We start from the raw sequence: 17,857 nt of genomic DNA on the forward strand, positions 1-17,857 counted from the left end.
CGGCGATTTCCATCGCGAAGCCCACCTCCGGAACCGGCAAGTGGGCTTCAGCGATGCGATGCGGTGCTGCTTGAAACGATTAGCGCGAATACAGCTCGACGACCATCGATTCGTTGACGTCGCGGGCGACATCAGCACGATCCGGAGCCTGCTTGAAGGTACCGGTGAGCTTGCTGGTGTCGACTTCGACCCACTGGGGCAGCCCGTTGCCGGTTGCCAGATCGAGCGATTCCTTGATACGGCCCTGCGATTTCGCCTTCTCGCGAACCGAGATGACGTCACCTGCCTTGACCAGCATCGAAGCGATGTCGGCGGTGTGGCCGTTGAGTTCGATTGCGCGGTGGTTGACCAGCTGGCGCGCTTCAGCGCGCGTGGAACCGAAACCCATGCGATACACGACGTTGTCCAGGCGCGATTCCAGCAACTGAATCAGGGTCTCGCCGGTGTTGCCACGGCGACGCTCAGCTTCAGCGAAGTATTTGCGGAATTGCTTTTCCAGAACACCGTACATGCGCTTGAGCTTTTGCTTTTCACGCAGTTGCAGGCCGAAGTCGGAGGTACGGGCACCGGAGGTGCGGCCGTGCTGACCGGGCTTGGATTCGATCTTGCACTTCGAATCGAGCGAACGACGTGCGCTCTTCAAGAACAAGTCGGTACCCTCGCGGCGCGAGAGCTTGCATTTAGGTCCAATATAACGTGCCAAGATGCTTCCCCTTAGATGCGACGACGCTTGGGCGGACGGCAGCCATTGTGCGGCACCGGCGTGATGTCTGAAATGCTGGCGATCTTGATGCCCAGCGCGTTCAGCGCACGCACGGAAGACTCGCGGCCGGGACCGGGGCCCTTGATGCGGACTTCAAGCGTCTTGATACCGTATTCCAGAGCGACGCGGCCAGCCGATTCGGCTGCAACCTGCGCTGCGAACGGTGTGGACTTGCGCGAGCCTTTGAAGCCGGCGCCACCGGACGTAGCCCAGGACAGTGCGTTGCCCTGACGGTCGGTAATGGTAATGATCGTGTTGTTGAAGGACGCATGGACGTGCGCGATGCCGTCCGATACGCTCTTCTTGATTTTCTTGCGTACGCGAGATGCGCCGCTGTTGGAAGCTTTCGCCATCTTCTAATCCTCGATTATTTCTTCAGAGAAGCAGCAGCGCGACGCGGCCCTTTGCGGGTGCGGGCGTTGGTACGGGTGCGTTGACCGCGTACAGGCAGGCCACGCTTGTGGCGCATGCCCCGGTAAGTTCCCAGGTCGATCAGACGCTTGATCGACAGTTGTACTTCACGACGCAAATCGCCTTCGACCGAGAACACGCCGACGTGTTCGCGGATGCGTTCGAGTTCAGCGTCGGTCAGATCTTTCACTTTCTTGGAATACTCGATGCCCGATGCTTCGCAGATCTTGCGAGCACGGGTACGACCAATACCAAAAATTGCGGTAAGACCGATTTCGGCGTGTTGATGCGGCGGAATGTTGATGCCAGCAATACGGGCCATGACTGTTCCTTGTTAAATCCGTTGCGTGTCGGCGATTAGCCTTGACGCTGCTTGTGACGTGGGTCAGTGCAGATGACTCGCACCACGCCGTGACGTTTGATGATCTTGCAGTTGCGGCAGATCCGCTTTACCGATGCCATTACCTTCATGGTTGACTCCTAGTTTCCTGTAACCGGCCGCTACTATTTAGAGCGGAAAACAATTCTGGCGCGAGACAGATCATAGGGCGTGAGCTCCACTGTGACCTTGTCCCCCGGCAGAATCCGGATGTAATGCATACGCATCTTGCCCGATATGTGGCCAAGCACTACGTGGCCATTTTCCAGCTTGACGCGAAAAGTTGCGTTGGGAAGGTTCTCGAGAACCTCGCCCTGCATTTGTATGACGTCGTCTTTAGCCATTCTTTTTCTTACCGCATTGGCAAGCCCGCGCCCTTGAAGTTGGCCTTCTTGAGCAACGAGTCGTACTGGTGGGACATCATGTAGGCCTGAGCCTGTGCCATGAAGTCCATTGCCACCACCACAATAATTAATAAAGAGGTGCCACCAAAGTAAAACGGTACGTTCCAGCGAGCCTGCATCAGTTCCGGCAGCAAGCAAACCAGAGTGATGTAGATGGCTCCGGCCAGCGTCAATCGCATGAGAATCTTGTCGATATAACGCGAGGTCTGCTCACCGGGGCGGATACCCGGAACGAACGCACCGCTTTTCTTCAGGTTGTCTGCGGTCTCACGGCTGTTGAACACCAGGGCCGTGTAGAAGAAACAAAAGAAGATGATTAATGCTGCATACAACGTGATGTACAGAGGCTGGCCGGGCGACAGGGCAGCCGCCAGATCGCCGAGCCAGCGCATGTTCGGATTACTGGAGAACCAGCTGGTCACGGTGGCCGGCAACAGGATGATGGACGAAGCGAAGATGGGCGGGATGACCCCGGACATGTTCAGCTTCAGGGGCAAGTGCGAGCTTTGCCCACCATAGATCTTGTTTCCGACCTGACGCTTGGCATAGTTGACCGTAATACGGCGTTGGCCACGTTCCACGAACACCACGAAATAGGTCACCGCAATGACCAGCACGAAGATGAACAGCGCCGACAACACGGACATGGAGTCGGTGCGGACCAGATCGAGCATGCCGGCAAGCGCGCTGGGAAGACCCGCCACGATACCTGCGAAGATCAATATGGAAATACCGTTGCCCATGCCGCGTTCGGTAATTTGCTCACCCAGCCACATGATGAACATGGTGCCGGTCACCAGCGTGACGACCGTGGTAAAGCGGAACAACATGCCCGGATCGATCACCAGCCCCGGCTGCGATTCGAGCGCAACCGAAATACCCACGGCCTGGACCAGCGCAAGAAACACCGTACCGTAACGCGTGTACTGCGTGATCTTGCGTCGCCCCGATTCGCCTTCCTTCTTGATGGCCTCGAGGGTAGGCACCACGACCGACATCAATTGCATGATGATGGACGCGGAGATGTAGGGCATGATGCCGAGCGCGAACACCGAGAAGCGTTCCAGTGCGCCGCCCGAGAACATGTTGAACAAACCCAGGATGCCGCCCTGGTTTTGCTGGAACATGTCGGCCAGCGCATCGGGATTGATCCCCGGCACGGGTATGTGCGTTCCTAGGCGATAGACCACCAGGGCGAGTATCAGGAACACGATGCGGCGCTTGAGATCGCCGTATCGGGAACCCGATTTACTCTGTGCCTGAGCTTTAGCCACCGTCACCCCTTAAGCCAGCGAACCGCCGGCAGCTTCAATTGCAGCGCGGGCGCCGGCCGTGGCGGCGATCCCTTTCAGGACGACCTTGCGGGACAGTTCACCGGACTTGATGACCTTGGCGTAACGCACTGCCTGGCCAATGACGCCTGCCTGCTTGAGCACTTGGACGTCGATTTCCTCGACGGGCAGGCGCTCCAGTTCGGACAGACGCACTTCGGCGGACAAATGCTTGCCCAGCGGTGTGAAGCCACGCTTGGGAAGACGGCGCTGCAAAGGCATTTGACCGCCCTCGAAGCCGACCTTGTGGAAGCCGCCCGTACGCGATTTCTGGCCTTTGTGGCCGCGACCGGCGGTTTTACCCAGGCCGGAGCCGATACCGCGACCCACGCGACGCTTGGCGTGCTTGGCGCCTTCTGCCGGTTTCAGCGTATTGAGTTGAGTTTCTGACATCTCGATTCCTTTCAGGCTTCCGAGACGGTAACGAGGTAATCCACTTTACGGATCATCCCACGCACCTCGGGCGTATCGATCAACACGCGACTGCTGTTGATGCGGCGCAGGCCCAGACCACGAACGGTGTCGCGGTGAGATTGCTTGGTGCCGATAACAGAGCGCACGAGAGTAACTTTGATTTGCTTCTGTGCCATGACTTACCCCAGAATTTCTTCTACTGTCTTGCCACGCTTTGCGGCAACATCAGCAGGAGTCGAGCAGGCACGCAAGCCGTTCAAGGTTGCGCGTACCAGGTTGTACGGGTTGCTGGAGCCGAGGCTCTTTGCGACCACGTTACGAACGCCCATCACTTCGAAAATAGCGCGCATGGGGCCGCCGGCGATCACGCCGGTACCTTCCGCCGCCGGCGAAATGAGAACGGTGGATGCGCCATGCTTGCCGACGACGGTGTGGTGCAGGGTGCCGTTCTTCAGGGCGACCTTGACCAGGCCGCGACGCGCCTGTTCCATTGCTTTCTGAACAGCGACGGGCACTTCACGGGCTTTTCCTTTGCCCATGCCAATGCGGCCATCGCCATCGCCAACCACGGTCAGCGCGGCAAAGCTCATGGTGCGACCACCCTTGACCACTTTGCTGACGCGATTGACCGCGATCATTTTTTCACGCAGGCCGTCGTCGTTTTCTTTTTCGGCGGCTTGCCTGCCTTGTGCTTTAGCCATTTGATAATTCCTTAGAATTTCAAGCCGGCTTCACGCGCGGCGTCGGCCAACGCTTTCACGCGGCCATGATAACGAAAGCCCGAACGATCAAATGCAACCAGCTCGATACCGGCAGCCTTTGCTTTTTCGGCTACGCGCTTGCCGACCAGGCCTGCAGCGGCAGTGTTGCCACCGTTGCCCTGTTGAGCGGCGAGCTCTTTGCGTACTTCGGGTTCGAGCGTCGAAGCGCTGACGAGCACGCGGTCGCCTTCCGGCGAAATGATGTTTGCGTAAATGTGCAGATTCGAGCGGTAGATCGACAGGCGATGTACACGCAGTTCGGAAATTTTCCGACGAGTCGCAACAGCACGACGCAAACGAGAGATTTTCTTGTCCATAATTCGTCCTTGCCTGCGCGTTTATTTCTTCTTGGTTTCTTTGATGATGACGCGCTCGTCCGAGTAACGCACACCCTTGCCCTTGTAGGGTTCGGGTTCGCGGTACGCGCGGATTTCGGCGGCCACCTGACCAACGACCTGCTTGTTCGCACCCTTGATGACGATTTCCGTCTGGGTGGGGCACTCGACCTTGATACCGGCCGGCATGTCGTGAATGATGTCGTGGGAATAACCAAGTTGCAGCTTCAGCGCGTCGCCTTGGACCTGAGCGCGGAAACCCACGCCTACGAGGTTCAAACGGCGCTCGAAGCCTTTGCTGACACCGGTAACCATATTGGCGACCAGTGCGCGCAGCGTGCCCGACATGGCCTTGGCCTGACGGGATTCATTGGCAACGGTAAAAGTCAGTTGGCCGTCTTCCTGGCGGATGACGACGTCACCGGTCAGCTCTTGGGTCAGGGTGCCCAGGGGGCCCTTGACGGAGATCTGGCCGGCACTGATCGTGGCTTCCACGCCCGAAGGCACGGCGACTGGGTACTTAGCAATACGTGACATGTGATTCTCCTTATGCCACGTAGCACAGTACTTCGCCGCCCACGCCGGTGGCGCGAGCTTTGCGATCGGTCATGACACCGCGCGGTGTCGACACGATGGCCACGCCCAGACCATTCATGACTTGAGGAATGGTCTTGCTGCCCTTGTAGATGCGCAGCCCAGGACGCGAAACGCGGTCGATACGCTCGATGACCGGACGGCCAGCGTAGTATTTAAGGGTGATCTCCAGGACAGGCTTGGCCTTGTCGCCGGTGACTTGGAAACTGTCGATATAGCCTTCGTCTTTCAGCACGGCAGCGATTGCTGCTTTCAGCTTCGAGGAGGGCATGCTTACCGACGTCTTGCTGACTTGTTGCGCATTGCGCACGCGGGTCAACATGTCGGCGATGGGATCGCTCATGCTCATGTGTATTTCTCCTACCAGCTGGCTTTGGTCATGCCCGGGACTTCGCCACGCAGCGCCATTTCACGCAGCTTGTGACGAGTCAAACCGAACTTGCTGAAAACGCCGCGAGGACGGCCGGTGACAACGCAACGGTTGCGCTGACGGGTCGGGTTGGCGTTGCGCGGCAGTTGTTGCAACTGCAGGCGGGCCTGATAGCGCTCTTCGTCAGTCTTGGACTGATCGTCGATGATCGCCTTCAGTGCCGCGCGCTTGGCCGCGAATTTTTCAGCCAGCTTGGCGCGTTTGATATCGCGATTGATGAGGGAAAGTTTAGCCACGTCATCGCCCCTTAATTGCGGAACGGGAAGCTGAAGGCGCTAAGCAGTGCCTTGGCTTCGTCGTCGGTCTTGGCCGTGGTGGTGATGCTGATGTTCATACCACGTACGGCGTCGATTTTGTCGTATTCGATTTCAGGGAAAATGATCTGCTCTTTAACCCCGATGTTGTAGTTGCCACGTCCATCGAACGCACGACCGGAAATACCACGGAAGTCGCGGACGCGAGGCAGGGCCACGGCGACCAGACGGTCCAGGAATTCGTACATGCGGCGGCCACGCAGGGTGACCATGCAACCGATGGGGTAGTCTTCACGGATCTTGAAGCCCGCGATAGCCTTGCGGGTCTTGGTGACTACCGGCTTCTGGCCTGCGATCTTGGTCAGGTCGGACACGGCGTGCTCGATGACCTTCTTGTCGGCGACCGCCTCGGACACACCCATGTTCAGGGTGATCTTGGTGATGCGGGGCACTTCCATGATGCTTTTGTAGCCAAATTTGGCTTGCAGGTCGGCCATGACCTTGCTGCGGTAAAACTCTTGTAAACGAGCCATGTTCTTCGCCCCTTAAGCCTTGGCGCCAACGACTGCGCCGCTGGAACGGAATACACGGACCTTGCTGCCGTCGACTTCTTTGACCCCGACGCGATCGGCCTTGCCGGTGGCGGGATTGAAGAGCGCCACATTGGAAATGTGGATGGGCATGGTCTTGTCGATGATGCCGCCTTGCGTGCCGGCCATGGGATTGCCCTTGGTGTGCTTCTTGACGACATTGATGCCTTCGACCAGAACGTGGTCGGCGTCGACGCGCTTGAGCACGGTGCCGCGGCGTTTTTTGTCGCGACCGGTCAGTACGATGACCTCGTCGCCTTTACGGATTTTTTCCATTTCGTCGCTCCTTACAGCACTTCTGGAGCCAGGGATACGATCTTCATGAACTTTTCCGTACGCAATTCGCGCGTGACAGGTCCGAAGATACGGGTACCGATGGGTTCCAGTTTGGCGTTGAGCAATACTGCGGCATTGCCGCCGAATTTAATCAGCGAACCGTCTTTGCGGCGAACGCCCTTAGCGGTACGAACCACTACTGCGTTGTAAATTTCGCCCTTTTTGACGCGCCCGCGGGGGGCCGCATCCTTGACACTCACTTTGATGATGTCACCGATGGCGGCATAACGGCGCTTCGAGCCGCCCAGCACCTTGATGCACATAATGGAACGTGCACCTGTGTTGTCGGCCACGTCCAGCGTGGTCTGCATTTGGATCATGATTTTTCCTGTTCCAACTTAACTGCGACACCCCTACAAGATAGCAAGGGCAACACAGCCAGTTTTGGTCCCGTCAGACTCTGGCCTGTAAGCTACAGGCCGAACCCTAGGTTGAAATCTTGCGAAAACAAAACGTTGCTTTACTTGATAAAAGGCGCAGGTAGGCTAAAACCCCCTTGGCACCCCTTATGCCCTGGGTATGTCCCTTGGGGCACCCTTCAAAAGCGGCCCAAAAGGGCGCCATAAAGGCAAGTAAGCATTGGATTCTACAATAGCAAGTAGATGAAAGCAAGCATTATTTGAAATCGGCATACGGCGCCAGCCCTGAGGGCGCAAGCTTCAGGTTCCCCTGCCAGGGCTCGAAGGTATAGCGCAAATACAACATCACCCGGCTGGGCGTGTAATCCTGGCCATGCTGCAGATCGAAACCCGCGCCCACCACCCAATGGTTGTTCAGCCGGCGCTCGGCCATGCCGCGCAGGGAATAGCCGAAGCCGTTGCTCTTGGAACCGGAAATCTGGTTGGCCGCCAGGAAGGCGTTTTCCGCGACCCCCATGCGGCCCAGTTCCTGCAGCGGGCCGGCAACAGGTCCAAGCAAAGGATAGTAATTGGAGTCCGAGCTGCGCGCAACGGAACGGGAAACCGAGCCTTCAAGGAGGAAGGACCAGTCGCTGCTGCGCCGAGCATAGCTGATGGGCAGCGAAATCGAGCTGTAGCGCTGGGGGCTGTAGTACCCGCCCTGGCCAAGGGTATATTCCCCCAGGTCCTTCTGATAGCGCCAATGCATGACATTGACGCCCACCGTCAGGCTTTCATCGGGCCGGTTGACCAGGCGCCGATAATAACCGGCCATGATCCGGGTACGATGGTTGTCCGCCACGTTTCTGCCGGTCAGGCGATGATGGCTCAGATCCGCCCAGACGCCGTCGGCGCCTCCCTGGTCCCAGCTCAATCCCAGGCTGGCCCCCGTGGCCATGACGCCCCCCCAGACAATGCCGGTGCGCGGGTCCCGGGCGCCGGCAAACGACAGCAGGGAGTTCGACATGGGGCGGCGCGACGCGGTAAGGCTCCATCCCAGTTGCTCCAAATCTCCTCGGTAGGTGATACCGCCTGCCCAGTTCGTGATGGGGAAGCCTTGGGGGGTCCTGCCCAGGTCGAAGGAAAGCCGGTCGCCCTGCCAGCCAACGGCGAAGCCGGTCCCGCTCGCCTTCTGCCGCAAGCCCGACGAGCATCCCGGCAGTGCCTGCAAGTCGCCTTGCGCATCCCGTCCTTCGAAGACACAGGTCCCGAACCGCGCGTCGATGACACCCGCCTCCGTCGTTTCAAAGCTGCCTGCATTCATGCGGACATGATCGGCCCGAAGAAAGCCCCTGCCGCCCGCCACGGGATGATCCAGCTGCAGTATCGTGGTGTTGGCATTCAGACGGGAAAGTCCCGGTGTGCCGTCCGTGCGCAGCCAGGTGTCATTGCTGAGGGTAAGCGTGGGGTTCTCGCGCTGGTACAACGCCTCGGCATCGCGGCGGATGCTGCGCTTCAGCCAGTCGTCGTCGGGCTGTTCCCGCATGGCCCGCGTAAAGGTAATCTTGTCGCCGTCGGCAAAACCGTCGGGCAGCATCCGGCCTTCGAGCATCGCCCTCTCGTAGAGCTTGAGGGCCTCCTGGGGCTGCTCTTCCGCCGTCGCCCTGGCATGATCCCTGATCAGCCAGGGCTGAGGGCCCTTGGCGCTGGCGACCGCATCGCTCAATTCGCGGCGCTGTCTGGCTGCGTCGCCGACCTGGCCCCACAAGGCTGCCACCCGTCGCCTGCCACTGGCATCGTCCGGCTGCAGGGCGGGAAGATCGGCGTCCATGAGACTGCGCAGTTCTGTGGTTTTTCCCTGGGCCGCCAAGGTTTCCAGTCGGCCCAGCCGGGCGTCGGCATTGTCGGGATCCTCGTGCAGGATGGCCATGTAAGCCGCCATGGCCTGGTCGCTGTTTCCTTGTTCCAGGTACCAGGCGGCAAGCTGAGAGCGGATTGCCGAGGTCGGCGGCTGCGCCTCGAGGAAGGCGATGGCCTCCTTGACATTGCCCGCCTCGTACAGCGCGCCGGCATGCAGGATCCGCTGCCGGGCCGACAGACGCTGATCCAGCTCGGCCATCTCGGGCAACCAGGCCTGACGCGGAATCCGGGCCAGCGAGTCACGGGCGTCCTGGAGCTGATCCGCCGACTCCAGAAGCAGCGCATGCGCGTAGCGGCTCGACGGTGCCGTGGAATGGCGGCGCAAATGCTTGTCGTAGGCGGCCATGGCTTCCGCCTCCCTTCCACCATTCCTGAGGGCGGTGGCCAGGCGGTAACTGAGCCATGGGTCGTCCATATCCAGTTGCTGGGCCTGCGCAAGAGCCTCCATGGCTTGCGGCCAGTCGCCATGTGCCATGGCGTGCGCGGCGCGCTCGTTCAGCATGGCGAGCTGCGCGTTGCGCCGCAACGGCGCCAGGCGGGACTGATGCGCGGCAGGCATGCCGTCCAGCATGGCAAGGGCGTGCTCGGGTGTCTCGCCGGCAAGATATCGACCTATCGCGCGCACCGTGGACTCGTCCGTCGGCGCCGTCCTGAATGCGCGAAGATAATATTCCCGGGCGGCGTCGCGCCGTGAAAGCGCCAATGCCGCATCGCCAAGCCCAATCAGTGCATGGAGGTCCGAGGGATTCTGGCGATGCGCTTGCTCATACAGGCGTTGCGCGACCATCCAGTCCGCGCGCTCCGCGGCCGCCGATGCATTCTGCAGCAACAGCCAGTATCGCGTCGACTCAATCAGGCTGACCCAGCGGGACGCATTGTCCACCCTGTCTTCCTTGTTCCTGGCCAGTTCGAACTGCTCAAGCGCGCGCGTCCTGTCGCCCGTTCGCATATAGGCCAATCCCAGCGCGCCGTGCAATTCCGCGTCATCGGGGTAAGCCTGGATCGCGGTGCGCAAGCGCGCTACTGCAGCAGCGCCGGCGCCCTGCTCGACGAGCCGCAAGGCTTCCCGGCCCCCACGCCATGCCGGGTCCGCGAGCAAGGCGGATTGACGGGCCAGCCTTTCCCCTGCACGGTCGGCGACAGGCAGACCCGGATAACGCTGGGTGAACGACTGCAGGGCCTTGACGCTCGCTTCGCCTGCCGGGAGGCTTGATAGGTATTCATACTCGCGGTTGGCGGCGGCTTCGCGCTGGGCCGGCTGCCGCGCCAGGCGTTCGAGGTACTGCAGCGCCTGCTCGGGATTTCCGTCGTTGAAGCTGTGATTGGACAGTGCCGACAACAGGCCGGCATGACGCGGATAAGCTTGAAGCAGACTGGTCAATTGCCGGACAGCGGCAGGACGGCTTTCGGGCTCGCGCGCACGCAACTGCCAATACTCCACGGCCAGGTCGGCGGTCGGATACACGCCCTGGAATACTTCGTCATAGGCTTTGCGCGCTTCTTCGATCCGTCCCGCGGCCGAGTACAGCCGCGCGCGCGTCAATACTTCGGCGGACGGCGCGGACGACAGCCGCACCAGCGCCGCGGCCTGGCGATATGCGGCGGAATCGGGAGCGGCCGCCTTCAAGCGCTCGAGCAACGCCGCGGCCTGATCGAGCTGTCCCCTTTGCACAGCCAGGCGCACTTCGGCCGCCAGCCCCTCCGGGTGATCCGGGGCGATGCGATATAGCCTCTGGACGGCGTCCTTGATCAGGTCGTCCCGATAAACCGACTCCCCCATGTGTATCTGCTCGACGAGCTGATCGGCCGCCCGGCCCTGCGCCTCGGACAAGGCATGGACGGGTAGGTGCAGGGCGCCGCCGGCCAAAGCGGCCAGCAAGGACAAACGCAGTGTTCTCATTCGCAGGTCTCCCACCGGGGGATCAAGCTGCCGTCTTTGTCGAATCGGTAGCGGCCTTGATCCCACCCCTCCCCAAACAGGGCAAGCATCTGGTTGTAATACCCCATGTCCTGGCTGGCGGCCCCCTTCAGCCGATCGCGCAGCCCATCCGCTTCGGCGTCCCCTCCGAACAAGGGCAGCAGGGCCGCCGAGAACCCCTCAGGCCCGTTGCCTTGCGCCGCGCCCCGTTGAACGTCGATCTTTTCCGGCGGCACACCTTGGCCGGAAATATAAGGACGCAAGGCTTTGAAATGCCGCTTGAGCGCCTGGGCGTGCGGCGCTTCGTCGTGCAGCATGCCCACCCACAGGTATACCCGGATCGCATCATAGCTGCCCGTCATTTCGTCTTCCGCCGTGGCTTCGAAGCCTTTGTTCGTCCAGCTGATCCAGTCCGGCGCCAGCCCCTTGGGAGCGCTGTCGATCAGAAAGCGGCTCGCACCCGATGCCACCGTCTCCCACGACCCGGCCAGCAGCACTGCCGCTCGCTGCGCCAGTTGCGGGGGCAGATAACTGGGGTTCAGCTTCCAGCGATGCTCGTGAACGAAGCCCTGCGCGCCGGGAAGCAAAGTCATGCCCAGGCCGGGAAGATCGGCGACTTCCTCACGCGCCATTCTCTGCAAGAGCAGCGTACCCAGCACGGTATAGCTGCGCTCCCGCCAGAGGCGTCCGGCCTCCAGCAGGCTGTATGCGATCCACAGATCGGAATCCGCGGCGGAGTTCTCATCGAGCACACCCCATTCTCCGGACGTGCGCCTGCCCCACAGCCAGGACGGCAGATGCGAGGTGAAGTCACCGCGCGCCAGATTCTGTTCCGTCCAGCGCGCCAACTGGCGAAACAATGTGCGGTCGTTGTCGACCAGCGCAAAAAACATGGCATAGCTCTGGCCTTCCGACGTGGTGATCTGCCTTTCGTCGGAATGGTCGATCACGCGGCCCTCGGGGCTGATCATCTGGGCGCGGACCTGTTCCCAGCGCGGCCAGCCGCCCGAGCCTTCGCACGCGGCATATCCGGCCGCCGGCAAAGCCAGGGCGGCAAGCATGCAGGCCAGAGCAAACCGCCTACGCATCTTTGGACAGCCGGCGCCGGGCCACCCAGCGCAACGACTTCCAAAGCAGGAAGGCGATCAGCACGACGGCGAACACGGCGATTCCCGAAAGCAGGACAGGCCTGTCGGAAAGGTGGAACCAGATCAATTGCCACCAGCCAAGCTTCCCCGAGAAGTAGCGCGGCCCGACGGTTTCGCTGGCCACTCCGGATTCGCGAACGATGACGACCGAACCTTGCATGGCGTCGCGCTTGCCCGGATCCGCGATGGCATTGCGCAGCAATGCATAGTCTTCGTCGGTGACGGCCATCAGGCCGACCAGGCTGCGCTGGGGAAAACGGCTGGATTGCATGCCGACGATGGCGGCAATGGGGGCGTTCGCCCGGACGCCTACCTGAGACACCGCGTCCATGTCGCTGCGGCTCGAATACTGCGTGCGGGGATTGTCCTCGCCTCCCCAGCCCGACCTCCTGGGCATGCGCAGGCGAGCCATCGTATCTTCCAGCAGCAGGTTGGCATCCGGCCGGCTCCTGAAGCCTTCGGGCGTCTGCCCTATCCATAGAAGATCGGCATCGACCTGGCTCGCCGCGTCCCAGTCGTCCATCAGCCGCAGCTTGTAGGCCGGGTAGCCGACTTGCGAACCGATGTGGCCAAGCGTCTCCAGCAGCGCGGCTGCCTGACCGGGCGTCGGCGCCGGCGGCACGACCACGACCGTTTCGGACAGGTCCGCCATGCGGCTGAAGGGAAAGCCGCTGCTGGCGAATGCGCCCAGATTCGGCATTTCGAGATAATGCTCATAGCCCGAGAAATCGATGACGGAGTTGCCGTCGATCGCCGCGCGCATGTCGGCCGGCAGCACGGTCTTGCACATGCCTGGCTGCGACGCGCCTTGCGTGCTGGCGTAGGAAAAATCGAACCGGATCTGGTTGTGCGTCCCGATCTTGAGCGCCGGAATAATCAGGCTTTCGTTATTGACCGATGGGTCGTTGCTGAGCACCGGCAGGCGAACGCGCGCGAGTCCGCTGCGCGCCGCGTCGGGCACCAACGGATAGCTTTCCACATAACGCCCATTGAGGCTCAAGGTGAGCCTGGAATCATCGTCGGTCCGGGGCGCCGTATAGCGATAGCGGATATCCATGGGAATGCCGTTATTGCGCCATACGAAGAGATCGGGAGGAAGATTCAGGCGGATCGCGATAGGGCGCGGACGCAATCCTTCGGCCTCCAGCTGACCGGGATACTCTTCCAGTTCCGAGAACAGCACGGGGCGATTGGTCGGCATCCAGTTCGGCGCGTCATAAGGCTTGCGCTCCGCCAGGGTGGCCACCTCGTCGATCTGCACGCTCTGGCCCCGAAACAGCGGTCCGCCCAGGGCCAGTGCCGCGACTGCCGTACTCAGGTCCTCATCGTTGCGCCCCAGCACGAGCAGCAGCTTCTGATAGGGATTGTCGGGTGCGCTGATCATTTCCACCGTCGGCCCATCGACATCGGGATAGGACTGAAGAATGCCGGGCCTTTGGCCGTTGACGGCGAAAATGACCGCATGGCCGGACGGCAGGGAGCCATAGGACACCGGAAACCGCAACGGCTTCCATTTGGCCTGGCTGCCGAAATAAGAAGCGAGCACCGACGCCGCCTGCAGCCGCGCGATGGACGGGGTATCCGCAAAGACGAATGGCAGTTCTTGGACAGCCATATCGTTCTTGTCGAAAAATGGTTCGGGAAAATAAGAAAGATCGTTCGCCAGCGGCAAAGCCTGCTGGTTGATCACGATATGGGTCTGGCGGCTGATATCCAGCCACAGGGAGCTGTGCGCCAGGTCCTCGCAGATATCGGTGTAGTGGCCGACGAACTCCAGGCTGACCCGGTTGAAGGACGCCAGGAACTGCGGATCGAGCGCCAGGGTATGCCGCTGTTGCCGGCCGGCCAGCGCTTCGTCGACCGGCACGACGCCCATCAGTTCGTCGTTCAGATACACGCGCAAATGCGACAGCTTGGGCAGCAGCGCGGGAGAAGGCGTGAATACGAGGTTCAGGCTGGCATGGCTGACCATCTGGTCGCTACGCAAGGTGAACTCCAGCGTCTGGCGATTGCGTACGCCATATAGCTTGAATTCCGAGCCCTGGGCCAGTTGGGGCAGCTCCAGCGTGAAAGACTGTTCAGGCTTCAGCTCCTGTGCCCGCACTAGACCATGCGCCGGTGCCAGGATGGCCAGCAAGGCAAGAAACCATAAGAAGAAAGCACGCAGGGAACAATGCATAGACTCAAACCAGATGTTTAAGAGAAGGGGTGGTCGGTTGCCGGCGGGGCAGGAACGAGATCGTCCATGTCGCCAGCTTGATGGCCCCATTCAATACAGCACTCAAAGGAAAAGGCAGATGTTCGGCAAGGCGCTTATAGCCGCCAAAGCCCATGATCACGATGTCGCGCAAGCCATGCAGCGGTCGATCCGGCGTAAATCGATCCTGCCAGGCCAGCCAGGAGTCGGCCCGTGCGAAGGTGCACTGCACGAAGTCGATCTGCTGTTCCTGTGACATGGGATCGAACTCGATGCCAACGCTGTTTCCGATGCAGCGCCCGACTTTCCCCGAAAAGCTGAATCGCCGCTCGCCTCGCGCCAACAGCAGATTGACCTGGTCGCCCCGGCCCATGCGGCGATGGCTGTTCAGGGTGAGCCCCGCTCCTCCTTCGGAAAAGTCGGTCAGAATCGCGGGATACACATGCCCGTCGGCCAATTGCAGATGCGCCGGCAAAGAAGCCGGGACACGATGGCTCTGGCGTATCTGCTTGACTTCCGCCGCCACGGCAATTGCACCGCCAAGTATCACCAGGTTGTAGAACACCCATGCCATGGTGATCAGCACGGTCGGGACTTCATGCGGGGGTCCGGTGAATATGCGCCAGATGCCGAAACCCAGCCCGGCGAAATTGGCGAGCGCCAGCCATACATAGGGATGCGAGATCGACCAGTCGAAGTATTGCTGCTCCACCAGCCCGCCCTTGGCGGTCACGTTGAAAGAGCCCTTGCGCGGGGCGAACAGCGCAACGGTGGTGGGACGGGCGATATACCACGCCAGGACGGTTTCATAGATCTCGCCCCAGAATGTCCGGCGGTATGGCCCCTGGGTATGCGCATTGGTCAGGTTGGCATGCATCATGTGAGGCACCACATTCAGCAATATGGCGACCGCCGGCGCATAGATGATGTAGGCGTGCGCCAGCAGGAACGCCAGCGGGGCGGTCAGGTAGATGATGCGGGGTATGCCCGATAGAAAATGCAGCATGGCATTCACGTAGCACAGCCGCTGGAAAAAGCTCAGGCCCTTGCCGAACAGAGGGTTGTCGGTTCGGAAGATCTGCACCATTCCGCGGGCCCAGCGTATGCGCTGGCCGATATGCGCCGACAGGCTTTCGGTCGCCAGGCCGGCCGCCTGGGGAATGCGAAGGTAGGCCGAATTGTAGCCATGACGGTGCAGGCGCAGGGCAGTGTGAGCGTCTTCCGTGACGGTTTCGACGGCAAATCCGCCAATGGATTCGATGGCGCTGCGGCGCAATACGGCGCAGGACCCGCAGAAGAACGCCGCATTCCATAGGTCGTTTCCATCCTGGACCAGTCCGTAGAACAGCGTGTTCTCGTTGGGCTGGGTGCCGAAATGCCCCAGGTTGCGCTCGAAGGGGTCCGGCGAAAAGAAGTGATGAGGTGTCTGCACCAGCGCCAGTTTGGGGTCTTTCAGGAACCAGCCCACCGTCATTTGCAGGAAGGAGCGCGTCGGGATGTGATCGCAATCAAAAATTGCCACCAGGTCGCCGTCGGTCTTGCCCAGTGCATGATTGAGATTGCCTGCCTTGGCGTGCCGGCCGTCCGGCCGGATGATGTAGTTGATGCCGACCTTTTCGGCAAAGGCGCGAAAGGCCTCGCGCCGGCCATCATCCAGCAAATGGATGCGCAGTTTATCCTTGGGCCAATCCATGCCCAGCGCCGCATAGACGGTGGGCGCCACAACGCTCAGGTCCTCGTTGTAGGTCGGTATCATGAGGTCGACCGTCGGCCACGCGTCGGTGTCCTCGGGCAATGCCGCGGGAGGACGCCGTAGCGGCATGGCCGTCTGCACATAACCCAGCACCAGGACGATCCACGAATACGTTTCGGCGCCCAGCAGCAACGAGCCAAAGAATACATCCATGGGGTCGCTCATGTTCAACGTCGATGTGTAGCGCCACCATATATAGCGGCAAGATACCGTCAACGACAGCACAATCAGCATGAAAGTCGAAAACTGCCCGGGTATGCGGCGCACGGCCATGGCCAGGCCCCATAGCAGGACGACGAACAGGAATTGCGCGAACAGAGTGAAAGGCTGCGTGATCAACAGCACGGTGAGGGCGAGAGCCAGGCATGCCAGCGCCACGTACAGCGTGCGCCGCGCGCTTCTGCCCATGCCGCCCAACGCCTTTTGGGCGCGATGCGCAAGCGAGGTTTCGCGCAGTCCGGCGGGAGCATGCTGCAAGCGGGCAATGATGCGGCCGCGGACTGCCAGCAAGCTTGCTGCCATGCCCCCCCAGATCGCTTTCGTACGCCGCCACCAGATCGGCACGCCCTGTTCTTGAGGCGGAATGATGAACAATACCCATAGCGCCTGAAAGGCATAGCGCAAGGGGTCCGCAGGCCGATAGGGACGACTCGACAGATGCAGGAACCAAGGGCGATACTGGGTGCGCACACGCTGCCAGGCCGGACCTTCCAGCTTCAGGAAAACATGCGCCAGGACCACGAGCACGGTGTAGGAGAAAGCCGTCCACTTTCCCATCTTCCAGTCATCACAGGCCTGACGGTGGATGCCCTTCAGCCCGCCAAGTGCCCTGGAAGTGAGAAAGAGAGACGACACGCTCATGCGTCAGCACCTCGCCGCGCCATACACCAGGTCGCCAGCGCGCGTGCATCGCCGGCAGCCGCGCTGTCCGGGAATCGTGCATACGCATTGGTTTTTTTCGCCAGCGCCTCATGGACTGCCTCGTCCCGATGCATGAGCACCGGCAGCAGCCGCGATCCATAACGGTGACGCCAGTCCAGCAGCAGGTCCCGGCTGAGCGGCCGGCTGGGATCGAAGGCGCTCACGAACATGCGCGTCTCCGGTGCGAACTGGGTTTGCGCCAATAAAACATGACAGCCCGCATCCGCGGTGGCCACGAGTAGGTCCAGGTCGGACCGCTTGCGCAGCAACGGGAACTCGCCGCCACCAGAGGGCAAGTCGAACAATACCCAGGAAAACCGCTCAGCCAGCCTGCCCAGAGCCGAGCACCAGAACGCGTCGGGATCCTCCGGCAAGTCCTTGTGTGAGCCGCCGCCCTGCCGGGCGTCCCTGCCATATGGCAATAGCCATAAGCCCTCTTCAAGAAAATAGGCCTGCTCGTGCCAGGGCAGCCGCGCGAGGCTTGCGGCGGCCCAGCCGTGGCGGTCCGAAAACGGAATATTGAAATGCAGGCGCAACATATCGGACCGGTTCAAATCGATGAGCAGCACCGGCTCGCCCATGGCGTGCAAGGCATCGCCGAGCATGGCAAGCATGCTCGTATTGCCGACCCCGCCGCGCAGGCCCCAGGAACTGATCACC

Annotated in this window: 21 protein-coding genes; all 21 read right to left on the minus strand. The window is 61.0% G+C overall.

Annotated elements, in window-relative coordinates:
• Positions 1–79: 79 nt before the first annotated feature.
• The 21 genes from rpsD to bcsQ all read right to left on the minus strand — a co-directional run bounded on the left by rpsD (position 80) and on the right by bcsQ (position 17,856).
• Positions 80–703 (minus strand): 30S ribosomal protein S4, encoded by a 624-nt coding sequence (gene rpsD, locus ACSBPU_RS22245; RefSeq protein WP_180068530.1) that lies wholly within the window; start codon positions 701–703, stop codon positions 80–82.
• Positions 704–714: 11 nt separating this feature from the next.
• Positions 715–1,116, minus strand: a complete 402-nt coding sequence (gene rpsK / locus ACSBPU_RS22250; RefSeq protein ID WP_180068528.1) for a 30S ribosomal protein S11 — start codon at positions 1,114–1,116, stop codon at positions 715–717.
• 14 nt (positions 1,117–1,130) lie between these two features.
• Positions 1,131–1,496: a 30S ribosomal protein S13 gene (rpsM, locus tag ACSBPU_RS22255; RefSeq protein ID WP_180068526.1), complete on the minus strand. Its 366-nt coding sequence runs from the start codon at positions 1,494–1,496 to the stop codon at positions 1,131–1,133.
• A 35-nt stretch (positions 1,497–1,531) separates the two neighbouring features.
• Positions 1,532–1,645: a 50S ribosomal protein L36 gene (gene rpmJ, locus ACSBPU_RS22260; protein ID WP_003805360.1), complete on the minus strand. Its 114-nt coding sequence runs from the start codon at positions 1,643–1,645 to the stop codon at positions 1,532–1,534.
• Positions 1,646–1,678: 33 nt separating this feature from the next.
• The gene (infA, locus tag ACSBPU_RS22265) at positions 1,679–1,897 is read right to left on the minus strand and encodes a translation initiation factor IF-1 (RefSeq protein WP_009523889.1); all 219 of its coding nucleotides are present in this window, start codon (positions 1,895–1,897) and stop codon (positions 1,679–1,681) included.
• A gap of 8 nt (positions 1,898–1,905) precedes the next feature.
• Positions 1,906–3,231, minus strand: a complete 1,326-nt coding sequence (secY, locus tag ACSBPU_RS22270) for a preprotein translocase subunit SecY (RefSeq protein WP_180068524.1) — start codon at positions 3,229–3,231, stop codon at positions 1,906–1,908.
• Between the two features lie 9 nt (positions 3,232–3,240).
• Positions 3,241–3,681, minus strand: coding sequence for a 50S ribosomal protein L15 (rplO, locus tag ACSBPU_RS22275; protein ID WP_180068523.1), 441 nt, complete (start codon positions 3,679–3,681; stop codon positions 3,241–3,243).
• A gap of 11 nt (positions 3,682–3,692) precedes the next feature.
• Positions 3,693–3,878, minus strand: coding sequence for a 50S ribosomal protein L30 (gene rpmD / locus ACSBPU_RS22280; RefSeq protein ID WP_180068521.1), 186 nt, complete (start codon positions 3,876–3,878; stop codon positions 3,693–3,695).
• 3 nt (positions 3,879–3,881) lie between these two features.
• Positions 3,882–4,403, minus strand: coding sequence for a 30S ribosomal protein S5 (gene rpsE / locus ACSBPU_RS22285; RefSeq protein ID WP_180068519.1), 522 nt, complete (start codon positions 4,401–4,403; stop codon positions 3,882–3,884).
• 11 nt (positions 4,404–4,414) lie between these two features.
• Positions 4,415–4,780: a 50S ribosomal protein L18 gene (rplR, locus tag ACSBPU_RS22290; RefSeq protein WP_180068517.1), complete on the minus strand. Its 366-nt coding sequence runs from the start codon at positions 4,778–4,780 to the stop codon at positions 4,415–4,417.
• A 21-nt stretch (positions 4,781–4,801) separates the two neighbouring features.
• On the minus strand, positions 4,802–5,335 hold the full coding sequence (rplF, locus tag ACSBPU_RS22295) for a 50S ribosomal protein L6 (protein WP_180068515.1): 534 nt from the start codon (positions 5,333–5,335) through the stop codon (positions 4,802–4,804).
• A 10-nt stretch (positions 5,336–5,345) separates the two neighbouring features.
• On the minus strand, positions 5,346–5,741 hold the full coding sequence (gene rpsH, locus ACSBPU_RS22300; RefSeq protein ID WP_180068513.1) for a 30S ribosomal protein S8: 396 nt from the start codon (positions 5,739–5,741) through the stop codon (positions 5,346–5,348).
• Between the two features lie 11 nt (positions 5,742–5,752).
• Complete coding sequence (gene rpsN, locus ACSBPU_RS22305; protein ID WP_180068509.1) at positions 5,753–6,058, minus strand: 30S ribosomal protein S14; 306 nt, start codon at positions 6,056–6,058, stop codon at positions 5,753–5,755.
• 11 nt (positions 6,059–6,069) lie between these two features.
• Positions 6,070–6,609, minus strand: a complete 540-nt coding sequence (gene rplE, locus ACSBPU_RS22310; RefSeq protein ID WP_180068507.1) for a 50S ribosomal protein L5 — start codon at positions 6,607–6,609, stop codon at positions 6,070–6,072.
• A 12-nt stretch (positions 6,610–6,621) separates the two neighbouring features.
• A complete protein-coding gene (rplX, locus tag ACSBPU_RS22315) occupies positions 6,622–6,942 on the minus strand; it encodes a 50S ribosomal protein L24 (protein WP_180068505.1) in 321 nt (106 codons plus the stop codon).
• 11 nt (positions 6,943–6,953) lie between these two features.
• Positions 6,954–7,322: a 50S ribosomal protein L14 gene (gene rplN, locus ACSBPU_RS22320; RefSeq protein ID WP_013743946.1), complete on the minus strand. Its 369-nt coding sequence runs from the start codon at positions 7,320–7,322 to the stop codon at positions 6,954–6,956.
• A 295-nt stretch (positions 7,323–7,617) separates the two neighbouring features.
• Positions 7,618–11,160 carry a cellulose synthase complex outer membrane protein BcsC gene (gene bcsC, locus ACSBPU_RS22325; RefSeq protein WP_442594308.1) on the minus strand — a complete coding sequence of 1,181 codons (3,543 nt, stop codon included), beginning with the start codon at positions 11,158–11,160 and terminating at the stop codon, positions 7,618–7,620.
• Positions 11,157–12,266, minus strand: coding sequence for a cellulose synthase complex periplasmic endoglucanase BcsZ (gene bcsZ, locus ACSBPU_RS22330; protein WP_442594310.1), 1,110 nt, complete (start codon positions 12,264–12,266; stop codon positions 11,157–11,159). Before bcsZ ends, bcsC begins: the two co-directional genes overlap by 4 nt.
• Positions 12,259–14,505, minus strand: a complete 2,247-nt coding sequence (bcsB, locus tag ACSBPU_RS22335; RefSeq protein WP_442594312.1) for a cellulose biosynthesis cyclic di-GMP-binding regulatory protein BcsB — start codon at positions 14,503–14,505, stop codon at positions 12,259–12,261. The genes bcsZ and bcsB overlap by 8 nt, the downstream gene beginning before the upstream one ends.
• Before the next feature lie 4 nt (positions 14,506–14,509).
• The gene (gene bcsA, locus ACSBPU_RS22340) at positions 14,510–17,137 is read right to left on the minus strand and encodes a UDP-forming cellulose synthase catalytic subunit (RefSeq protein ID WP_442594314.1); all 2,628 of its coding nucleotides are present in this window, start codon (positions 17,135–17,137) and stop codon (positions 14,510–14,512) included.
• A complete protein-coding gene (gene bcsQ, locus ACSBPU_RS22345) occupies positions 17,134–17,856 on the minus strand; it encodes a cellulose biosynthesis protein BcsQ (protein ID WP_442598491.1) in 723 nt (240 codons plus the stop codon). The genes bcsA and bcsQ overlap by 4 nt, the downstream gene beginning before the upstream one ends.
• Position 17,857: the final 1 nt, after the last annotated feature.

The sequence above is a fragment of the Parapusillimonas sp. JC17 genome (assembly GCF_052180245.1).
Taxonomy (GTDB): Bacteria; Pseudomonadota; Gammaproteobacteria; order Burkholderiales; family Burkholderiaceae_B; genus Parapusillimonas.